We start from the raw sequence: 13822 nt of genomic DNA, 5'->3' as shown, positions 1-13822 counted from the left end.
CGAACCAAGTTTTTTAATGTGACTAGTTATGTAAATTAAGAAAGAACCTGGTGAAATTGCCCAGGTTCTTTTTATATTGCACAAAAACAGACACGGTGATATAATCACACTACGTGCGTTTTCCAGTTAAAAAGTTATAGATATCCATATTATAATTTTATTATATCCTGCTAGGAAGCTCTTGTCAATATTTTTTTTTGAAGGGGAGATGTAGAATGAGTTCTTTGGTTCTCGGTTTACATGAAATTGAAAAAACACAGTTTTCGCTCGTTGGAGGAAAAGGGTTACATTTAGGGGAATTATCAAAAATTCAAGGTATACAAGTACCAGAAGGATTTTGTGTCACAACAGTAGGATATCAAAAAGCCATCGAACAAAACGAAACGTTACAAGTGTTGTTGGATCAGTTGGCGATGCTAAAAGTTGAGGACCGAGATCAGATTGGTAACATCAGCCGGAAGATTCGGCAAATCATTATGGAAGTAGACATTCCTTCCGATGTTGTGAAAGCAGTGGCTCACTATCTCTCCCAGTTTGGCGAGGAACATGCCTATGCCGTGCGTTCTAGTGCGACTGCTGAAGATTTACCACATGCTTCTTTTGCCGGTCAACAAGACACCTATTTAAATATTATTGGCGTCGATGCAATCTTGCAGCATATCAGTAAATGCTGGGCGTCCCTATTTACGGATCACGCGGTTATTTACCGTATGCAAAATGGATTTGGCCACAGCCAAGTTTATTTATCCGTTATCGTTCAAAGGATGGTTTTTCCTCAGGCTTCAGGGATTTTATTTACCGCTGATCCGATTACCTCCAACCGAAAGGTGTTATCCATAGATGCCGGTTTTGGACTTGGTGAAGCACTGGTTTCCGGATTGGTGTCTGCCGATTGTTATAAAGTACAGGATGGGCAAATCATCGATAAGAGAATAGCAACTAAAAAATTGGCTATCTACGGACGAAAAGAAGGCGGAACAGAAACACATCAGATCGATTCTGATCAGCAAAAGGCTCAAACACTGACTGATGAACAAATTTTACAGCTGGCACGCATTGGAAGAGAGATCGAAGCTCATTTCGGCCAGCCGCAAGATATCGAATGGTGTTTGGCCCGCGATACTTTTTATATTGTACAGAGTCGTCCAATCACTACTTTATTCCCCATCCCTGAAGCGAGTGACCAAGAAAATCACGTCTATATTTCTGTTGGTCATCAACAAATGATGACGGATCCCATAAAACCACTGGGATTGTCTTTTTTTCTGTTGACGACTGCTGCACCCATGCGTAAAGCCGGTGGAAGGCTATTTGTTGATGTCACACATCATCTGGCATCCCCTGACAGCAGAGAAGTTTTCTTAAAAGGCATGGGGCAGCACGATCAGCTCTTAAAAGACGCACTTATGACCATAATAAAGCGACGAGATTTCATAAAGTCGATACCAAATGATAAAACAGCACCAAATCCCAGCAGAGGCAATGCAGATATGCCGGCTCAAGTTGAAAACGATCCGACAATCGTGTCTGATTTGATTAAGAGCAGTCAAACATCGATAGAAGAGTTAAAACAAAACATCCAAACGAAATCAGGATCAGATTTATTTCGTTTTATTCTAGAAGATATCCAGGAATTAAAGAAGATTTTATTTAACCCAGAAAGTTCGGTTGTGATTCGAACTGCTATGAATGCTTCATTATGGATTAACGAAAAAATGAACAAGTGGTTAGGTGAAAAAAACGCAGCAGATACGCTTTCTCAATCTGTACCCCATAATATTACTTCAGAAATGGGTCTTGCGCTATTAGACGTCGCAGATGTGATTCGTCCTTATCCAGAGGTAATTGATTACTTACAACATGTAAAAGATGATAACTTTTTGGATGAACTGGCTAAGTTTGATGGCGGAAGCAAAACCCGAGACGCAATCTATGATTATCTCAGCAAATACGGAATGCGATGTACCGGAGAAATTGATATTACAAGAACTCGATGGAGCGAAAAACCAACTACACTTATCCCAATGATTCTTAATAATATCAATAACAGTGGGCCTAATGCCAGCCATCGGAAATTTGAGCAAGGGCGACAGGAAGCTTTGAAGAAAGAACAAGAGTTATTAGATCGATTGAAGCAATTACCGGATGGTGAACAAAAAGCCAAAGAAACAAAACGAATGATAGATATCATCCGGAATTTCAGCGGGTTTAGGGAATATCCGAAATATGGCATGATTAATCGATACTTCGTTTATAAGCAGTCTTTACTGAAAGAAGCCGAACAACTCATAGAAGCGGGCGTTATTCATGAAAAAGAAGATATATACTATCTCACTTTTGAAGAACTTCACGAAGTCGTACGCACACATAAACTGGATTATCAAATCATCAGTACACGAAAAGACGAGTACACATTATATGAAAAACTATCTCCACCACGTGTTATCACGTCTGATGGTGAAATCGTTACAGGTGAGTATAAACGAGAAAATCTCCCAGCCGGAGCGATTGTAGGTCTACCTGTTTCCTCCGGAGTTATAGAGGGGCGAGCGCGTGTCATTTTAAACATGGAAGATGCTGATTTAGAAGATGGAGATATATTAGTTACCTCCTTTACCGATCCAAGCTGGACACCATTGTTTGTATCCATAAAAGGCCTAGTCACCGAAGTTGGGGGTCTGATGACCCATGGAGCTGTTATAGCCCGTGAATATGGCTTACCTGCAGTTGTTGGCGTTGAAAATGCTGCCAAGCTGATAAAAGATGGGCAACGAATTCGCGTTCACGGTACAGAAGGCTACATTGAAATCTTATAATGTCTGATGTGTGTAGAGAGCCATCAGATATCCCCCCATCAGCCCTAACTAGAAGTTGGGAGGCTGCATTTGTACCGAATGATTAAGTTCCCGTTGAACTAACGAAGATCGATAGCACATTAAGAAAAGCTGGAACCTCTTGGAGGAGGTCTGGCTTTTCTATATAAAATTGGCGTAGTGTGCAAAAGCCGCATTTTGCGGGCGGCGCTTCTTTAAAGTGAATTTTTTATTACCAGCATTTAAACTTGTATTTGTGCTTAAAACAAGAGAAAAAGGAGCTAAAAAGCTCCTTTATAAATTTAAACAACTTTTGTATAAATAGCCGTGTAAAACCCGATTGAGTAATCAAAATAATGTCGTGTAAGCGTATAAGTATAACCGTTGTATTCTATTGTTGGCTGGAAGTCCATTGGCAGAGGACTAATGCGGTATATAGTGTCATAATCATATTCATCACTTTTTACTGCAACCTCAGACGAAGTGCCAGCAGCCAATGCGGGAATCGCGGATATGAGCATGCCAAAGGATAAAGCAGAACTCATTAAGATTTTCCTAATCTTCAATTACATCAACTCCATTTACAATTTATACATATATTATGTTGTAATTGGAAGTTATTTTGAAAGTGAATAATGGATCATAAAAAGTAAAAATCTCGATTTTAAAGGGAGCAAATATATGTATAGTAGACGACAGTAATGATAAGTATATTTATGCTGGAACCCAAAAAGAAGCAGCATACAATAATGAGTTTGAAAGCGGAATAAGAGTAAGGGTATGGTTCGAAGGCAACCACATACGAACATTTGAGAAAGAACAAAAAGAAGTAGATCCGTTTGGTGAATGTCCCTTACATATTAACTAAAGTGTAAGTCAATGAAACAATGAATAAAAAATACGAAATATAAGATATTGCTTTTGAAGAACTTGTTTTATGTTTTTCGAATGTATAGATAAGTGCAAAACCCAAGAAGAAAACTGTTACAAACCAAGAAGTGTATTGTGGAAAGATGGCGACCGCCAATACCATGATTGTTGAAAAAATAAATGAAGAGTAATGAGTTACTTTATGATCATCATTCAATGAAATCACCTCTACGAATTTTTACCCGATTTAGTCTGTGTATTACCAGCTTGTAAAAGATTCAATATGAGAAAATGAAGAAGTTTCTGGATAGATTTACACTACAGTTTATTGATATGTAGTTATGGAGTGAGATTGTTAAACATGACGGGAGGGAGAAAGGTTGCCGAAATTCGGAGTAAGCTTGATAGTGCTCATTATTTTCCTTGCAGGCTGCAATAAAAATGAACAAAACGGAGACGAAACAAAGATGCAGAGCCTAGTAGGCTATGTCGTGCTTAAAGACAATAATAGGGCAATTCTCATTACCACTACAGAAACTCCAGTAAAAGAAGATTACGATCTTTCTGAAGGACAACTTATGAACAAGTTTAAAAATAACATAGTAATTGTAGGATTAAGTGAGATTGAGATTGATAACACAGATGATCTCAAAAGAGGTGAAAAAATAAAAGTGTGGTTCCATACACTAAAAGAGTCAAATCCACCAAGTGCAACGATACAAAAATATGAATTATTATAAAAAAAATTGTTGAATTCTCATATAGATAACCTCTGAGACAACAAATGTTGTTCTATTGCATTGAAACTGCCAGTGACCAATATCAAGTTCAGTTATGTTAATTCAAGTGGTTTGATATGTTAGTGTCTTCGAACGAGACGAAATATTGGGAAGAGAGTCCGAATATCAATGAGTATTACAAATTGGTCACAGAATAAGAGACTTAAGAGAGTTGTCTGCATTGTATGTTTACTTGAAGGAGAAGAAAACGGATTTTAGGGTGCTTAGTCTTAATTCTTGTCAGGTCAAACTTTACTTGTTCCATAAAATGAAAACTTGCCGTTAATTATAATAACGTTTAATTTTGTGGCGTTTAAATATATGATTCTAGAGGTCTTATGAAAGAACCGTTCATCAAAAAATGAACGGTAGGAGTTAAAAAAGTAATGTCTTTTCCTTTGTGGCAAAAGGCTAAACATATTATTTGAGATCGTTAAGGACGATTTTTGCAGCCTCAGCGATAAGAGCATTATCATAATTAGCATCTTTCGTAAAGCGGTTTGACAGAATTGCCAAAACAATAGGAGCTCTGTTAGGCGGCCAAACGATAGCAATGTCGTTACGTGTCCCGTAGCTTCCGGCTCCAGATTTATCGCCGACTTCCCATCCTATTGGAGCGCCTGCCCGAATCAGTTCGTCACCAGTAGCATTGCCTCGCATCCAATCGGTTAAGATCGTGCGTTTGTCAGTCGTGAGAGTGTTATCTAAAGTGAAAGCTTTAAGATCGGTTGCCAGTGCTTTTGCGGTGCTGGTGTCACGAATATCACCAGGAATCGCAGAGTTTAGATCCGTCTCGAATCGTTTAGCTTTCGTTACATGATCCCCAATCTGTTTCAGTGACTTTTCAAAACCTTTAGGGCCGCCAAGCTGTTGCAGCAAGATGTTCCCAGCGGTATTATCGCTGTAACGGATAGCCGCTTCCGAGATTTCTTTTAGGCTCATGCCTGTATCTAGGTGTTTCTCTGTGATAGGAGAATATGTAACAAGATCGTCCTTGCTGTAGTGGATGACTTCATTAAGTTTTTCAATTGAGTTTTTCTTCAGGACAGCAGCTGCGGCTAGAACTTTATAGGTTGATGCGTAAGCAAATCGCTCATTCGGCCGATAGGCGATTGTCTTGTTTGAACCTGTATCAATTGCATAAACACCAAGCCTGGCATCAAATTTTTTCTCAAGTTGAACAAATTTTTTATTCGTTATACAGCTTGCCATGTTTGTGTCTTCTATGGATTTTGCTTCGGCATGCGTTGAGCTGTAAAAAGGTGTGAAACCAGTAATGCTTAAACATAAAAGCCCAACACATATTCCGAATTTTATTGACGCTTTATTTTTCAACTTCATCAAGCCTCCTCATTCAAATGATTTTGTATTACCTTTGAAATGTTTCCCATGACAGTTAGTGTAACAAACCCCTTTGCGCTAGTAAACATAGAATCAATTGATCTTATATTTTTAATAAGTTGGGAGAACAAGGGCAATTGCCCACCTACATGGTATTATATAAGAATAGGCAAATCAGAATACATATGCTGACAATGGCTGTCAGCAAAGTCATCTATTAGAAAGCTTTATCAATTGTGATTGGAGTGTTATTGGATGCAAACGAGAAAAGTTTATCTCTACGTATTTCACACAATGTCAGACTGGGAATATGGATATTTAATTGCGGAACTAAACTCAGGGAGATACTTTAAACAAGATGCAGCATCTTTAAAAGTAGTTACAGTAGGGGTTAATAAAGAAATGATAACTACGTTGGGAGGATTAAGCATAAAACCAGATATTTCTCTTGATGAGTGTACTCTTGAGAGTCAAGATCTTATCATTTTACCCGGAGGAAACACTTGGGGAGAAGATATTCATCAGCCGATCTTGAAAAAAGTTGGCGACGCTTTAAAGCTCGGCACGACTATTGCTGCAATTTGTGGGGCAACCTTAGGCCTCGCGAATGAAGGATACTTAAATTCGAGAAAGCACACAAGCAATGACCTAGACTATATGAATATGGTCTGCCCTAATTACAAAGGAGAAACATTATATGAAAAGGGGCCTGCAGTATCTGATGAAAATTTGGTTACTGCATCAGGAATTGCTCCTCTGGAATTTGCGGTAGAAGTATTGAAAAAATTAGATGTATTTGCACCAGATACATTGCGTTCATGGTATAAGCTATATAAGACTCAAAAGCCTGAATACTTTTTTGAGCTAATGAATACAATAAATCGATAGAAAACACTTTAGCAGTTTTTTGTAGTGCTCCTGAACTTATGGGAGCATTTTTTATATGTGTCTAGGAGCTATATAAAGAAATGCAGAAACTTTTAAAAAGAATATAGATTGGTAGGCCTTATTTCGAATAGAGTTTGATTTGGGTTAAAACTGTTCTTATTAAGGCTCATTTCATGGTGCTATAGATTCATTTGGAGAAGACTGTCTTGATCAGAAAAGACCCTTCCAATATATTGAAGTAAAAGATATCGGGAGGAACTCTTTTGAAAAAGATGATGATGTTAGCTTTTACATTTCTTTTGGCTTTGACTATCCATGTAGGGGAAGCTTCGGCCGTTATCGTGAAAGATGAGGAGAAAGTGAGTTTTACAATGACAGAGAATGAAAAATGGTTTATGAAGTCTGATGACCTAAATTCAAACCATTGGACATCTCACTTTGGGTACAGATTCACCATTTTCGATACTGAAGGATGTACAATTAACGCAAGAATCATGCGAATGACTTTGTCAGGATATGAAATAACCGTTAGTGAAAAAAACTTCTCGGGGGATCATTTTGATTTTAGTGCAACTGATCGAGTTGAGACGATGCCTTATAAGACTCATTATTTGATTTTGACAAAAGATCCAGATTGCGGAGATGTTAAAGTAAAAGGTCTATACGGTTTTCAGTTTGATCAGCCAGAATGGTAATAAAAAAGTATCTGGATTCTCACCAGCCTAAACGCCAGCCAAGCTAATGTCTACATGCAGACATTAGCTTTTTTCATTGTTTAATAGGCTGTCGTCACGATTCTAGAAGACTATCTCGTAATAGTCGTCTCCTGTCACATGAAGCCCAAATGACAGGGGAAATGTATATCATTCACACTTTCCGTCGTGAAAATGTAAATGTATTCATAAAAATCCCGCAACATATCAGCAGTGCGCCGAGGATAATATTGATGGTGATCTGTTCGTGCAATTGCAGCCATCCAAAGAATAGGGCCAATACGGGAACAAACATTAATGCCATGGATGCTTTTGACGCTTGGATTTGATTGAGCACCCAAAACCATACGACAAAGGTAAAGCCGGTGGAAAGCAAGCCATTAAACAGCAATGACCACACCGCTTGATATGTCCACTCGGCTGAAGGGACCGGCTCAAATATAAAGGAAAACACCAATAACATGACGGCTCCCATCATAAGGTGCCAGGCATTCATGTGAATAATATCGATATGCTTGAATTGTAGCTTGCTGAACACATTCGCGATTCCCCAGCTAAGCGCTGCTGCAAGGACGCACAGCTCCCCAAATAAAGCGCTTTGATCGATATTGAGCATTTCCTTTCCAAATATAAATAACAGTCCGAAGAGGCCGCAGACCAGTCCCAGCGTTTTATACACATTCATGTTCTCGTTTAATGTAAAATAGCTGATCACCGTAACAAATATAGGCATTGTATATACCAAAACAGAGGTTTTCCCTGAATCGACAAACTGCATTCCATACGTCAAGATCCCCATATAGCCCAGCCCCATCAAGAGGCTCATGATGATATAGCTTTTGAGATGTTCTTTTTGAATTGTAAGCTTTTTTCTTTGGATGAAGAGAATGAGAAATAAAGGAACCGCTCCGATGAACAGGCGCAAACCCGAAAATAAAAGCGGGGGGATGTCATGAATTCCTACTTTCATCGCAACCCAAGTATAACCCCAAATAAGTGTGACAGATATGATTCCCAGCATAACTTTTACCATAATGAAGCCTCCTTTCTTGTTTAAATATCGTGCTGGTTTCTATCATATGTTACATTTATGTATAACTGAAATACATTTTTATTATTGGGGGTATAACCAAATGGTTATGAACATGAACCATCTTCACATATTTGTAAAAGTCGGGGAGAAATTGAATATTACAGAAGCTGCAAAAGAATTGTTCATCTCTCAGCCGGCGGTAAGTAAAGCGATAAAAAACCTGGAGAGCTCACTGCAGCTCAAATTATTGATCAGGGATAAACATCATGGTTTAATGCTGACGGACATTGGAAAAGAAATTTTGCTGCTGGCGAGGCAAATGAAGGGAATTGAAAGCAAAATATATCAAGTAGCCAACCGGGAAAACAAGCTGTTAAACGGGAAGGTGAAAATTGGTTCATTTCCTGCAGTTTCAACAAATATCATGCCACAGGCGATTGCGGCATTCAGATCAAACTACCCGCTGATCCGCATAGAATTGATCGAAGGAACCTCTGACCAAATAAAAGGATGGGTTGAAGATCGTACGGTTGATATCGGGATCGCAGCATCTCCATTTGAACCGTTTGAAAATCAGCTATTGTGTAACGACTATATGGTGGCCGTCATCCCGCCGCAGCGTGACGAATTAAAACTTGAAAAGCATGTCGACCTTGAAACTTATCAAGATGACCTCATTTTTTGTAAAGGCGGTCATGAAATCGCGATGTCAAACGCATTTTCGCAATACAACATCGAATTAAAGGAAAACTTAACTGTGCAAAATGCCGAAACCTTGATTAATATGGTCAAAAATAACTTGGGTATCGGCATCATTTCAAACTTTACACTTTCATCCGTCCCGCATCAGTTGATTAAAAAGGACATCTTTCCTAGGGTCACACGCGATATTGGCGTCATCGCACATTCATTTGAAGAGATAACGCCGGCGGCGCATGAGTTTGTCAAAGTGTTGAAAGCAGTTGTAATCTGAATCAGTTATCGTGTTGCGATGAAATTTGAAGAAGATGAATACTCACCGGCAGAGTTACATAAAAGAAAAAAGCAACCATTTGAACGTTGCTTTTCACTCTATTTGGGACCTTGTATGCTAAGAAAAAGATTCATCCATCTCTGCCTTTGTGGGACTCTGCTCCTTAACTTGTTTTAATGATGCTACTATAAGAAAGCTAACAATCACTAGCAAGAGCCATGAACTTACCTTTCCAAGGTGTACAAGACTCCATGTATCGATTTGGTTTGGATATTTCCAAGCTCCAAAAAACGTAGCGATATTTTCCGCTATCCATATAAAAAATCCGATGAGTACAAAAGAAAGTGCGAGCGGCATACGGTAACGAGCTCCATTCACCTCGTATGTAACCCATGTTTGCCAAAAGACAATGATGACAAGCCCAGATAACCACCATCGAAAGTCTATAGAAAAATGGTGGGTGAAAAAATTCAAATAAATCGCTGTGGCAAGCGGAACAACTGCAAAAAAAGGCGGCCACTTAACCAGTTCAACATTAAGCCTTCTCCATGCCTGGCACAAATAACTGGCTACACTTGCGTACATAAAGCCGCTATACAAAGGTACTCCAAATATTTTGGAGTATCCTTCTTCTGGATAAGACCAGGAGCCCATATGGACTTTAAAAAGTTCCAGAGCAAGCCCAATAAGGTGGAATAATGTGATCACTTTTAATTCATCCCGTGTCTCAAGACCGGAACGCACCATCCACAATTGCATGAGAACGCAGATAATGAGCAGCCAGTCATACCGCGGCAAGAAGGGCAGTGGGATGATTTGCGTAATAGCCAAAGAGGCAAAAATAACGGCAGGAAACAAACATGAAAGGGCTTGTTCCCAGCCAAAATGGACGATTTGTTTTATGGCTCTCATGATGTATGCCTCCTCCATAGTTGTGTTCTTCGTGTATGAAAGGGACGCTTAGTATAGCAGCTAGATGGATATAAGTTTATGTCCATAAGCTCACCGCCAATCACTTTATTTTTCTGTTGATCCTTCATATTTTTTCTTTACGAATCTGTGTCTTCATCACTTCGGTATTCCAATATATCCCCGGGCTGACATTCTAAAGCCTTGCAAATCGCTTCTAAAGTTGATAATCGAATAGCCTTTGCTTTTCCGTTTTTTAATATCGAAAGATTAGCCATGGTGATGCCAACTCTCTCTGAAAGCTCTGTTACGCTCATTTTCCTCTTAGCAAGCATCACATCAATGTTGATAATAATCGCCATGTCATCACCTCAGACCGTTAAGTCATTTTCTGATTTTATATCAATCGCTTCTTTTAACAGTTTTTGAAGAACAGCAGCAAAGACCGCAATCACCATTGAAGCAAAAATAATAACCAATCCGATCACAATGATACCCGGGGCGTCGTCTATCTCGGCCATCAGATAAAAGACAGGCATGCCTGCTGCGTAAAAGATACTGATAGTGACTGCGCAATATTTTATATTCTTCAAAGCTCTTACAGACAAACCCGAGAAAGCTTTGTTTTTGTCAATATAGCTTAAAAGTTTGAACGCTTGATAAAGAGCAAAGTAAAAAGGTATCGCCGTTACATACAAATAGATGAAAACGAGATATTTTATATAAGCGATATTTGGAAATAATTCTGCTGAATAGTTGGCTATCTTAGGCACTAAAAAAATGCATAAAGCAAGAATTGGAATTCCAATAAGAACCAAAGCTATCTTTAAAAAAATTGTCGACATTCGATTCATAACAAGCACCTCATTTATTTGTTGTCTAATTGAATGTAACAAAAAATTTATCGTTTCTCAATAAAAAAATATTGAAATGTATTGATTTGTTATTGTTATAGGAGACCCTTTTCATTTTTGACAAGACAAAAAAGCATCCCTCATCACTGGGAGATGCTGAACTACTTCAAACTTGCCGACTGAATGAACCGTGTCCCTCAGTGAGCTCAGGGATCTCAGGGATCGGTGTGAACATAAAGCTAAGCTCTTTTATGAAGGCTTTTATCAACGTCAAAGATTCAAACAAACGATGGGAAGAAATACATCAAAGGATAAGCGGCTGTTCATACTAATGATCGGGAGGTAAACCGACTTATGATACAAATTTTGATCACTGGTCTTTTTTTATTGGCTCAGCCGAGTGAGCCGCAGGACAGTTTAACGGTCACACAGCAAGGACGGACGATTGCCACTGTTAACCGTGAAGACTTTACAATGCCTCTTCCCGGCACTCCAATGGTTGACTATGAAAAATACAGTAAATTCATCAAACAGCTTGATCAGAAAGTGTACCGTGAGCCGATAAATGCTGTCCTTAACGATCATGGAAGCATCGTCCCGGGCAGGGTTGGCTACAAACTGTATCAACAGGCGTTTATGGAAAAGTTTTATGCGTATTTTTATGGGCAAGGTCCCTCCAAGATAGAAGTGCCGGAAATGAACATTTATCCGAAAGTTGACAGCGAGCTGCTAGCTCACATCAGTACGCAGCAGCTTGGTCAGTACGTGACGTATTTTAACTCAAGCAATAAAAGCCGCTCACACAATATTTCTCTTTCTGCAAAAGCAATCGACAATCACGTTGTTTTCCCTAATGAGACGTTTTCGTTTAACCAAGTTGTGGGAATGAGAACTCGGAACAAAGGATATAAAAGTGCACCCATTATTGTAAAAGGGGAGTTGTCTGAAGGTGTAGGAGGAGGAATTTGTCAGGTGTCCTCAACTCTATTTAATGCAGTCGATCGTGCAGGACTGCAGATCGTTCAGCGCTATTCTCATACTAGAAGTGTACCATATGTACCGCCCGGACGGGATGCGACGGTAAGCTGGGGAGGTCCTGACTTTCGCTTTCAAAACCAATATAACCAACCAATCTTAATTCGGGCAAAAAGGTATGGGGGAAGTATGATTATTACGCTATACTCTTCTGATGTGATTAACAGCAAATTAAGAAAAATCCCCAAAGCTCCATCTCGGATACCGAAAGAAATAAATGCAGAGCAGTAAAGACAAAATCTCAGGTAAGGTTTTTGTTAAGAGAGCTTGTGGATTGCTCAAAATCAATTCTTTAAGGAGCGGCCAGTGAAAGGAAGGAGGGATAAATGAAGTGAAAAGGGTATTATTTTCTGTAATTGTTTTTACAGCAGTTGGATTTACGTTTTGCCAAGCAAAAGCGCATGCCCTGACTTTTACGGTGTTGCCTATTACACAAAAAACAGAACAGTGGTCAGTAAAAGTAAGTGAAGCAAAAAATGTAAAGGAATTTACGAGACCTCAAAAAGGAGAATATCAAGTATATTCCTTGGAAGTCAAAAATATAGGGGAAAAAGCAGCTACAGTGGATGTGCAATTGTATAGAAATGACCCTAATTCAATCACAAGGTTTTCGCTTTTTGGATGTCCCGATGAAAATTGTGTCAAACCAAAAGAAGATTCTAAAATGTTAGCTGAAAGTTTAAATGATGGCTCACCGCTGAAGTTCAATCATTTTATGCTGGCAGATAAGGCCTCTGAATTAGAGGTTGTTATAATTTGGACACAGAAGGGGCAAGAAGGACGCAATTTAAAACAGACCTTTAAATTCACTGAAGATGGCATTAATTAGACAGTAAAGATGGAATGGCTTTGATGATTCGATCTCTTACTTTGCCTGAGGAAAAAACGAAAAATTGTTGGAAAACCAATCATAGCTGAGTCAAATGTCAAAGTGACTGTGATTAATGACTATAGAGAAGAACCAGAGGAGGCCTTTTGGATACTTTATCCGATGGGAGTGAAATGTTTGTCGATGATCACAAAGTCTTTATTGAATACGAATAGAGACTTTGTGACTGACTGCGCATTTCAACTTAACATTTTACTGATAATGACAGTGAAACCTAAACAAGTGCAACCTGTATCATCATTAAAAACCGCTAATTTCAAAATTTTCTATGTCAAGATTTAGTTTTTTCAATTGTTTCAACAAAACTTCAAATTTTAAGCAATTGCCATTTTTCAATTCTTCTGGAATATCTTCCGGATGAGCAATTACCATCCCGCTCTCAATCCATTGTTTGCGATACAATTGAAATGCAGCCTCAATTAAATGATCAGGAGTTACAATAAAACCTAACCTCACATCATGATCCTCACTGTAGCCAAATTCAAAACCGCAACATGGACAAATGTCAAACGTTTTTTGATACTCGCCTTTATACAAAGGATTTTGAATTAATCCTTTGTATCCGCAAATTAAACAAGAATAACATTTTTCCACCAAGTTTAATTCCCCTTTTATCACTTATTTACTATTGCTGTCCCGTAACAAATATTACTTCAAATATAAACTTCGTGTACTGTATTTATAGCATAAGCAGTGCATCTAATCCTCAAAGATGAACACACTTT

Annotated in this window: 14 protein-coding genes and 3 pseudogenes; 10 read left to right on the top strand and 7 right to left on the bottom strand. The window is 38.7% G+C overall.

Translation table 11 applies throughout. From position 1 onward, the window contains the following. Positions 1 to 215 precede the first annotated feature (215 nt). Complete coding sequence (gene ppsA, locus NST79_RS10620) at positions 216 to 2816, top strand: phosphoenolpyruvate synthase (RefSeq protein ID WP_212059613.1); 2601 nt, start codon at positions 216 to 218, stop codon at positions 2814 to 2816. 299 nt (positions 2817 to 3115) lie between these two features. Here the strand turns inward: ppsA and NST79_RS10615 are convergent, their stop codons facing one another. Then, the gene (locus tag NST79_RS10615) at positions 3116 to 3379 is read right to left on the bottom strand and encodes a hypothetical protein (RefSeq protein WP_015251940.1); all 264 of its coding nucleotides are present in this window, start codon (positions 3377 to 3379) and stop codon (positions 3116 to 3118) included. A gap of 113 nt (positions 3380 to 3492) precedes the next feature. Here NST79_RS10615 and NST79_RS10610 point away from each other — a divergent pair. The 3 genes and pseudogenes from NST79_RS10610 to NST79_RS10600 form a co-directional block, all read left to right on the top strand. Next, positions 3493 to 3645: pseudogene (locus NST79_RS10610) on the top strand (hypothetical protein); the annotation flags it as partial. Positions 3646 to 4063: 418 nt separating this feature from the next. Further along, positions 4064 to 4423 carry a DUF3221 domain-containing protein gene (locus NST79_RS10605; protein WP_212059612.1) on the top strand — a complete coding sequence of 120 codons (360 nt, stop codon included), beginning with the start codon at positions 4064 to 4066 and terminating at the stop codon, positions 4421 to 4423. A gap of 107 nt (positions 4424 to 4530) precedes the next feature. Further along, a pseudogene (locus tag NST79_RS10600) lies at positions 4531 to 4620 on the top strand (SMI1/KNR4 family protein); the annotation flags it as partial. Between the two features lie 262 nt (positions 4621 to 4882). Here the strand turns inward: NST79_RS10600 and bla are convergent. Further along, complete coding sequence (gene bla / locus NST79_RS10595; RefSeq protein ID WP_033883975.1) at positions 4883 to 5803, bottom strand: class A beta-lactamase; 921 nt, start codon at positions 5801 to 5803, stop codon at positions 4883 to 4885. A gap of 255 nt (positions 5804 to 6058) precedes the next feature. On the opposite strand from bla, the gene NST79_RS10590 reads away from it, so the two are divergent. Both NST79_RS10590 and NST79_RS10585 read left to right on the top strand, forming a co-directional pair. Next, positions 6059 to 6691: a type 1 glutamine amidotransferase family protein gene (locus NST79_RS10590; RefSeq protein WP_015251945.1), complete on the top strand. Its 633-nt coding sequence runs from the start codon at positions 6059 to 6061 to the stop codon at positions 6689 to 6691. Between the two features lie 263 nt (positions 6692 to 6954). Beyond that, the gene (locus NST79_RS10585) at positions 6955 to 7386 is read left to right on the top strand and encodes a hypothetical protein (protein ID WP_038429093.1); all 432 of its coding nucleotides are present in this window, start codon (positions 6955 to 6957) and stop codon (positions 7384 to 7386) included. A gap of 172 nt (positions 7387 to 7558) precedes the next feature. Here the strand turns inward: NST79_RS10585 and NST79_RS10580 are convergent, their stop codons facing one another. Then, positions 7559 to 8437 carry a DMT family transporter gene (locus NST79_RS10580; protein WP_212059611.1) on the bottom strand — a complete coding sequence of 293 codons (879 nt, stop codon included), beginning with the start codon at positions 8435 to 8437 and terminating at the stop codon, positions 7559 to 7561. Positions 8438 to 8537: 100 nt separating this feature from the next. Here NST79_RS10580 and NST79_RS10575 point away from each other — a divergent pair, with 100 nt between their 5' ends. Further along, the gene (locus NST79_RS10575; protein ID WP_004399248.1) at positions 8538 to 9410 is read left to right on the top strand and encodes a LysR family transcriptional regulator; all 873 of its coding nucleotides are present in this window, start codon (positions 8538 to 8540) and stop codon (positions 9408 to 9410) included. 117 nt (positions 9411 to 9527) lie between these two features. Here NST79_RS10575 and NST79_RS10570 read toward each other — a convergent pair whose 3' ends face one another. The 3 genes and pseudogenes from NST79_RS10570 to NST79_RS10560 all read right to left on the bottom strand — a co-directional run bounded on the left by NST79_RS10570 (position 9528) and on the right by NST79_RS10560 (position 11173). Beyond that, complete coding sequence (locus tag NST79_RS10570) at positions 9528 to 10322, bottom strand: DUF817 domain-containing protein (protein ID WP_029318070.1); 795 nt, start codon at positions 10320 to 10322, stop codon at positions 9528 to 9530. A 105-nt stretch (positions 10323 to 10427) separates the two neighbouring features. Further along, a pseudogene (locus NST79_RS10565) lies at positions 10428 to 10681 on the bottom strand (helix-turn-helix transcriptional regulator). A gap of 9 nt (positions 10682 to 10690) precedes the next feature. After that, positions 10691 to 11173, bottom strand: coding sequence for a DUF2975 domain-containing protein (locus tag NST79_RS10560; protein ID WP_015251949.1), 483 nt, complete (start codon positions 11171 to 11173; stop codon positions 10691 to 10693). A 354-nt stretch (positions 11174 to 11527) separates the two neighbouring features. Here NST79_RS10560 and NST79_RS10555 point away from each other — a divergent pair, with 354 nt between their 5' ends. The 3 genes from NST79_RS10555 to NST79_RS10545 all read left to right on the top strand — a co-directional run bounded on the left by NST79_RS10555 (position 11528) and on the right by NST79_RS10545 (position 13379). Beyond that, positions 11528 to 12439, top strand: coding sequence for a VanW family protein (locus NST79_RS10555; RefSeq protein ID WP_015714063.1), 912 nt, complete (start codon positions 11528 to 11530; stop codon positions 12437 to 12439). Positions 12440 to 12539: 100 nt separating this feature from the next. Next, positions 12540 to 13037 carry a hypothetical protein gene (locus NST79_RS10550; protein ID WP_128992967.1) on the top strand — a complete coding sequence of 166 codons (498 nt, stop codon included), beginning with the start codon at positions 12540 to 12542 and terminating at the stop codon, positions 13035 to 13037. A 102-nt stretch (positions 13038 to 13139) separates the two neighbouring features. Then, a complete protein-coding gene (locus NST79_RS10545; protein WP_010886525.1) occupies positions 13140 to 13379 on the top strand; it encodes a hypothetical protein in 240 nt (79 codons plus the stop codon). Here NST79_RS10545 and NST79_RS10540 read toward each other — a convergent pair. Beyond that, positions 13338 to 13694: a hypothetical protein gene (locus tag NST79_RS10540; RefSeq protein ID WP_080265378.1), complete on the bottom strand. Its 357-nt coding sequence runs from the start codon at positions 13692 to 13694 to the stop codon at positions 13338 to 13340. The genes NST79_RS10545 and NST79_RS10540 overlap by 42 nt on opposite strands. Positions 13695 to 13822: the final 128 nt, after the last annotated feature.

The organism is Bacillus sp. PS196, from assembly GCF_037963555.1.
GTDB lineage: Bacteria > Bacillota > Bacilli > Bacillales > Bacillaceae > Bacillus > Bacillus subtilis.
Note: the sequence above shows the minus strand (reverse complement) of the source record. Positions and strands in the feature narration are given on the sequence as shown.

Bases quoted from the DNA above. Each gene is read 5' to 3' on its own strand.
- ppsA (WP_212059613.1), top strand. From the start codon at position 216: ATGAGTTCTTTGGTTCTCGGTTTACATGAAATTGAAAAAACACAGTTT.
- bla (WP_033883975.1), bottom strand. From the start codon at position 5,803: ATGAAGTTGAAAAATAAAGCGTCAATAAAATTCGGAATATGTGTTGGG.
- NST79_RS10590 (WP_015251945.1), top strand. From the start codon at position 6,059: ATGCAAACGAGAAAAGTTTATCTCTACGTATTTCACACAATGTCAGAC.
- NST79_RS10580 (WP_212059611.1), bottom strand. From the start codon at position 8,437: ATGGTAAAAGTTATGCTGGGAATCATATCTGTCACACTTATTTGGGGT.
- NST79_RS10575 (WP_004399248.1), top strand. From the start codon at position 8,538: ATGGTTATGAACATGAACCATCTTCACATATTTGTAAAAGTCGGGGAG.
- NST79_RS10570 (WP_029318070.1), bottom strand. From the start codon at position 10,322: ATGAGAGCCATAAAACAAATCGTCCATTTTGGCTGGGAACAAGCCCTT.
- NST79_RS10560 (WP_015251949.1), bottom strand. From the start codon at position 11,173: ATGAATCGAATGTCGACAATTTTTTTAAAGATAGCTTTGGTTCTTATT.
- NST79_RS10555 (WP_015714063.1), top strand. From the start codon at position 11,528: ATGATACAAATTTTGATCACTGGTCTTTTTTTATTGGCTCAGCCGAGT.